Genomic DNA, 6125 nt, shown 5'->3' on the forward strand with positions numbered 1-6125 from the left:
CACGTTGGGTATTTTTGCCAATTTTCAACAAGGTAAAAGTCAACGGGACTGGCTTCAACAAGCCAATGTTATAGGATGTTAAAGTCGAGCATCGCGTTACTTTAATTAGTTTTTATTGAACTATGCTGAGTCACACTTAATTTTAGGTGTGACTTTTTGATCCATCAAAAATACCCTTTTACACTAGTGTAAATATTTAGTTACTACACTTGGTGTTTGGGCTTAATTTCATAGACTCTTCGGGAAAACAACGAAATGAAACAAACTCTATTCATCGTAGGTGCACGAGGTGCAGGGAAGACGACAATAGGTAAGTTGTTGTCTGAAGCGCTGTCGTATAAATTTATTGACACCGATGAAAGTATCCAGACCATGAGTGAAATGACGATAGCTGAACTTGTTGAACAATATGGCTGGGAACATTTTAGGAAATTAGAAAGCCAAACGTTGAAAACAGTTAGCCAGAGTGAATGTGTCATTTCAACAGGTGGAGGAATGGTGTTGTCGCTTGAGAATCGCCAATATATGCAACAAAATGGTATTGTGATTTATTTACAGGCATCCGCAGCAGTTTTAGGTCAGCGATTATCCCTTAATCCAGAGAATTCACAGCGTCCCAGCCTAACCGGGAAGTCCATCGTAGAAGAAATGGAGGGAATATTGGTTGAAAGAGAACCTTTATACCAAGAATGTGCCAGTTTTATTGTTGATGCCAATCTCGCAACAGAATATATCGTATCTTGCATTAAATCTTACATTTTAGACCAGGAAAGCAAACTAATTTGATATATCAACGATGTTTAAGTTTATTTTCTAACTGACAGGGAAATCTGATATAACAAATTGCCCGTACAACTTATAGTACCATTCTGTTTACTCACTTTAATTTTATTAATTATATTTGAGATATGGATATGCTCTTAAATTTTATTCGGTTACTTATTCGTACACTCTTCAGGGTTACCATTGAAGGTGATACCAAACAGTTACAACAACACACTAAATGCATTATTACTCCCAATCATGTTTCGTTTCTGGATGGTCTGTTAATTGGACTATTCCTGCCGATAAAGCCTGTATTTGCTATTTATTCTAATATTGCAACTCGTGGTTTTCTCAAATTTATCAAGTTTTATGCGGATGTTGTCCCTTTGGATCCAACCAATCCAATGGCAGTCAGGACATTGGTTAAAGAAGTGGATAAAGGGCGCCCGATTGTGATTTTTCCCGAAGGGAGGATCACCGTAACCGGCTCCCTTATGAAGATTTACGATGGTGCCGCTTTTATTGCCGCGAAATCAGGCGCGAAAGTCGTACCAATTCGAATTGACGGGGCAGAACAAACGGTTTTTGGTCGATTAAAAGGAATTACGAAGCTACATTGGTTCCCGAAAATCACCCTCAAAATTTTACCAGCCGTTGATCTGCCAATGCCGGATGCACCTGATTCAACAACACGACGTCGTTTAGCAGGAGAACATCTCCACGCTATCATGATGGATGTGAGAATGCAGACGCACCTAAAGGAGACGTTATTTAGCGCTTACCTAACTGCGCAAAAACGGTTTGGCCGTTTTAAGTCCTGCATTGAAGACGTGAATTTTAAAGAAGATAGTTATCATTCATTACTGAAAAAAATATTGGCAATCAGTCGGATCTTAGAACGCTTTACACAAGAAGGTGAACGGATTGGGCTGCTGTTACCAAATGCGACTGTGATGGCGGCTACCTTATATGGTGCTTCATTGAAAGGACGAATACCGGCTCTTTTAAACTATACGGCAGGAAGCAGCGGCATTAAGAATGCCATGCAGGCTGCAACCATTAAAACCATCGTGACATCCCGCCAATTTCTGGAAAAAGGGCAATTGACTCATCTGCCAGAACAGGTGACTGAAGCCAATTGGCTATATCTCGAAGATTTGAAAGACACGATCACGCGGGAAGATAAGCTTTGGATATTGTGGCATTTGATTTTTCCTGCCAAAGCCATTTTGATTTCACAAAAACCAGATGATGATGCCTTGATCCTGTTTACGTCAGGCTCAGAAGGTGCACCCAAAGGTGTTGTTCACAGCCATGCCAGCTTATTGGCGAACGTTGAACAGATAAAAACTATTGCTGATTTTACTCCGCTGGATCGCTTTATGTCTTCCTTACCACTGTTTCATGCTTTTGGTCTGACAGTGGGTCTATTTACCCCATTAATGACAGGCAGTCGTGTATTCCTTTACCCAAGCCCACTACACTATCGTGTTATTCCTGAACTGGTCTATGACCGTAATTGTACCGTGTTGTTTGGAACATCGACTTTCTTGGGTAATTATGCTCGTTTTGCCCATCCTTATGATTTTGCCCGCCTGCGTTATGTAGTAGCCGGAGCAGAAAAACTGTCAGAAAATACCAAGCGAGTTTGGCAAGATAAATTTGGTATCCGTATTCTGGAAGGTTATGGGGTGACGGAATGTGCACCGGTAGTGGCAATCAATGTACCGATGGCGGCAAAAACAGGAACAGTCGGGCGGATTTTGCCTGGTATGGAAACCCGTTTGCTGCCTATACAGGGGATTGAGGGTGGAGGTCGCTTACAGCTACGCGGGCCAAATGTTATGAAAGGATATCTGAAAGTTGAAGCACCTGATCGTTTGGAGCTACCGTCTGCCGAAGACGCAGAAGGGAATAATCAAGTTGGCTGGTATGATACCGGAGATATTGTTTCTATTGATGAAGAGGGTTTCTGTACGATCAAAGGACGTGTGAAACGATTTGCCAAGCTTGCAGGGGAAATGGTTTCTCTTGAAGCGGTAGAACAAATAGCTTCTCACGTTTCTACTGATGCGCTGCATGCGGCTACGACCAGGAGTGATCGAAGCAAAGGCGAAGCACTGGTATTGTTCACGACAGATGCAAATCTAAATAGAAATAGGATGTTGGGAATGGCACGTGAAATAGGGATGCCTGAGTTGTCGGTTCCACGAGATATTCGTTATGTGCAGCAACTTCCTTTGCTCGGCAGTGGCAAACCGGATTTTGTCACCCTAAGAAAAATGGCTGAACAGGAGTAAGGCAATGGATGTCACTGTGGAGACACAACCGCTACTATCCCGCGGAATGAAAGCAGTATTACTGTCACAATTTCTCTCTGCTTTTGCTGATAATGCTTTGTTTTTTGCCATATTAGCCCAATTAAAAGCAGAGTTTTATCCTGAATGGAGTTGGCCAGCACTGCAAATTGTTTTTGTCCTGACTTATATCATATTTGCCCCTTTTGTTGGGCAAATTGCTGATCGATTTGCAAAAGGGCGTGTTATGCTCTTCTCTAATGGCATCAAATTGCTTGGCGCCATCAGCATTTGTATCGATATGAATCCTTTTCTGGGATATACCTTAGTGGGAATTGGGGCTGCGGCCTATTCTCCTGCTAAATATGGGATCTTAGGCGAGTTGACAGATGGCGGGCGTTTGGTAAAAGCCAATGGCATGATGGAAGCTTCTACCATTGCAGCTATCCTGATTGGCTCAGTTGCCGGCGGTTTCCTTTCTGATGTGAGTTTGGTTCTGGCATTAGGGCTTTGTGCCTTATTGTATGGTGCCGCAGTCGTATCCAATTTCTTTATACCTCGTCTGGTGGCGGCTCGTGAAGGCAAGGGGTGGAATCCTAAAAAAATGTTGGTGGATTTCATGATGGTTTGTGCTTCACTTTGGCGTAATCAGGAAACGCGCTTTTCACTGGTAGGTACTAGCCTATTTTGGGGGGCAGGTATTACGCTGCGCTTCCTGTTAGTCGCATGGGTTCCTGCTGTACTGGGGATTAATGGCAATACAACGCCCACATTGATGAATGCAGTAGTGGCGGTTGGTATCATTGTTGGAGCAGGTTTAGCTGCGCGGTTTATTACACTGAAAACTGTGCGCCGCTGTATGCCAGCAGGGATCTTAATTGGACTCATGGTGATTCTTTTTGCTACTCAGCAATCAATCGTATTTTCCTACTTAATTTTGATCGTCCTTGGGGTATTTGGTGGTCTTTTTGTCGTTCCATTAAATGCGCTATTACAAGAACATGGAAAGCATTCGATGGGAGCAGGTAAAGCTGTTGCTGTGCAAAACCTGGGCGAAAATAGTGCTATGCTGGTAATGCTGGGGTTGTATTCGGTTTCCGTTATGTTGGGAGCCTCGGTTGTTACTGTTGGCATTGGTTTTGGTATCTTGCTCTCTTTGGCAATTGGGGGACTATGGATTTGGGATCTGCTTCGGAAAAATTAATTTCTTATAGAATTGAAGGCCTGTTATGGATGAAAAAATCCTGAATCAGCTTAGTATTGAACTCGGAAAGAGATTAAGACAGAAAAAATTATCCGTGACCTGTGCAGAATCTTGCACAGGAGGTTGGATAGCTAAAGTGATTACAGATATTGCGGGAAGTTCGGCCTATTTTAATCGTGGTTTTGTGACTTACAGTAATGATGCTAAGCAGGAAATGCTGGGCGTTTTACCAGAATCATTGGCGCAATTTGGTGCGGTAAGTGAGCAGGTCGTAAAAGAGATGGCTACAGGGGCATTAATCGTTGCTAAGGCCGATGTTTCTATTGCTGTCAGTGGCATTGCTGGGCCAGAAGGGGGAAGTGAGGAAAAACCGACTGGCACGGTTTGGCTTGGGTTTGCCTTTTACGTTAATGAAAACATTCAGACTGTAACATATCGCCAGCATTTTTCGGGTGATCGTAATGCTGTGCGTCTACAAGCTGCCACTTTTTCTTTAAAAACTGTATTGGATGAAATCATAAAAAATTAGCTTGATGCTGTATGATTATACTGTATAATCATACAGCACTTTGGTATCAGAAACAGCTTATCAGCAGTGAGGCAACCCCTTCATTGCTTGCGAAGGAGTAAACATGGCTAACGATGAAAACAAACAAAAAGCACTAGCAGCAGCGCTGGGCCAAATTGAGAAACAATTTGGTAAAGGTTCTATCATGCGTTTGGGTGAAAACCGCTCAATGGATGTTGAAACTATCTCTACCGGCTCCTTGTCACTGGATATTGCATTGGGTGCGGGTGGTTTGCCAATGGGGCGTATTGTTGAGATATATGGACCAGAATCTTCCGGTAAAACAACGCTGACATTGCAAGTTATTGCTGCTGCTCAGCGCGAAGGCAGAACTTGTGCTTTTATTGATGCCGAACATGCTCTTGATCCAGTTTATGCGAAAAAACTGGGCGTAGATATTGATAATCTGTTGTGTTCTCAGCCTGATACTGGCGAACAGGCATTAGAAATCTGTGATGCCTTGTCACGTTCTGGTGCTGTTGATGTAATTATTGTCGACTCGGTTGCAGCATTAACACCAAAAGCAGAAATTGAAGGTGAAATCGGCGATTCTCATATGGGGCTGGCTGCACGTATGATGAGCCAAGCGATGCGTAAATTAGCAGGGAATTTGAAAAACTCGAATACCCTGTTGATCTTTATCAACCAGATCCGCATGAAAATTGGTGTGATGTTTGGTAATCCTGAAACCACCACAGGTGGTAATGCGCTGAAGTTCTATGCATCTGTCCGTTTGGATATCCGTCGTACTGGTTCAGTGAAAAATAGCGACGAAGTGGTTGGTAGCGAAACGCGTGTGAAAGTGGTCAAGAACAAGGTTGCTGCGCCATTTAAACAAGCTGAATTCCAAATTCTCTATGGTGAAGGTATTAACACTTTTGGTGAATTGGTTGATCTGGGTGTTAAACACAAGATGGTAGAAAAAGCAGGCGCATGGTATAGCTACAGTGGCGAAAAAATTGGACAAGGTAAAGCCAATGCCACTATGTACTTGAAAGAACACCCCGAAATTGCATCCGAACTGGATAAAAAATTGCGTGATTTACTGTTGAATAATACAGGTGAGTTCAGTAGCGCAGCTACGGATTACGTGACTGATTATGAAGACAACGGTGAAGAAGTGAATAACGAAGAATTTTAATTAATTATTCTACTTCCATATTTATTCATAATGCAGAGCTAATTTGGCCTTTAAATAAGCTTTCAAAATAGTAGATCACTTGGAGGGAACTCAGTCCAATTTTTGCGATCTGATTAATCGCCAAATCAAAAAAAATCCCAAAATGGACTG

5 protein-coding genes are annotated in these 6125 nt (G+C 42.6%); all 5 read left to right on the forward strand.

Annotation, left to right across the window (positions count from 1 at the left end; translation table 11 throughout):
- The first annotated feature begins 255 nt into the window (after nucleotides 1-255).
- The 5 genes from aroL to recA all read left to right on the forward strand — a co-directional run bounded on the left by aroL (nucleotide 256) and on the right by recA (nucleotide 5975).
- On the forward strand, nucleotides 256-786 hold the full coding sequence (gene aroL, locus Xedl_RS10405; RefSeq protein ID WP_074023640.1) for a shikimate kinase AroL: 531 nt from the start codon (nucleotides 256-258) through the stop codon (nucleotides 784-786).
- 128 nt (nucleotides 787-914) lie between these two features.
- Complete coding sequence (aas, locus tag Xedl_RS10410; protein ID WP_074023641.1) at nucleotides 915-3065, forward strand: bifunctional acyl-ACP--phospholipid O-acyltransferase/long-chain-fatty-acid--ACP ligase; 2151 nt, start codon at nucleotides 915-917, stop codon at nucleotides 3063-3065.
- 4 nt (nucleotides 3066-3069) lie between these two features.
- Nucleotides 3070-4266: a lysophospholipid transporter LplT gene (lplT, locus tag Xedl_RS10415; protein WP_074023642.1), complete on the forward strand. Its 1197-nt coding sequence runs from the start codon at nucleotides 3070-3072 to the stop codon at nucleotides 4264-4266.
- Between the two features lie 25 nt (nucleotides 4267-4291).
- Nucleotides 4292-4795 (forward strand): nicotinamide-nucleotide amidase, encoded by a 504-nt coding sequence (pncC, locus tag Xedl_RS10420; protein ID WP_074023643.1) that lies wholly within the window; start codon nucleotides 4292-4294, stop codon nucleotides 4793-4795.
- A gap of 103 nt (nucleotides 4796-4898) precedes the next feature.
- A complete protein-coding gene (gene recA / locus Xedl_RS10425; protein ID WP_074023644.1) occupies nucleotides 4899-5975 on the forward strand; it encodes a recombinase RecA in 1077 nt (358 codons plus the stop codon).
- Nucleotides 5976-6125: the final 150 nt, after the last annotated feature.

The organism is Xenorhabdus eapokensis, from assembly GCF_001908105.1.

What these genes read in the sequence shown, in the direction of transcription:
- aroL (WP_074023640.1), top strand. Translation starts at nt 256, where the DNA reads ATGAAACAAACTCTATTCATCGTAGGTGCACGAGGTGCAGGGAAGACG.
- aas (WP_074023641.1), top strand. Translation starts at nt 915, where the DNA reads ATGCTCTTAAATTTTATTCGGTTACTTATTCGTACACTCTTCAGGGTT.
- lplT (WP_074023642.1), top strand. Translation starts at nt 3,070, where the DNA reads ATGGATGTCACTGTGGAGACACAACCGCTACTATCCCGCGGAATGAAA.
- pncC (WP_074023643.1), top strand. Translation starts at nt 4,292, where the DNA reads ATGGATGAAAAAATCCTGAATCAGCTTAGTATTGAACTCGGAAAGAGA.
- recA (WP_074023644.1), top strand. Translation starts at nt 4,899, where the DNA reads ATGGCTAACGATGAAAACAAACAAAAAGCACTAGCAGCAGCGCTGGGC.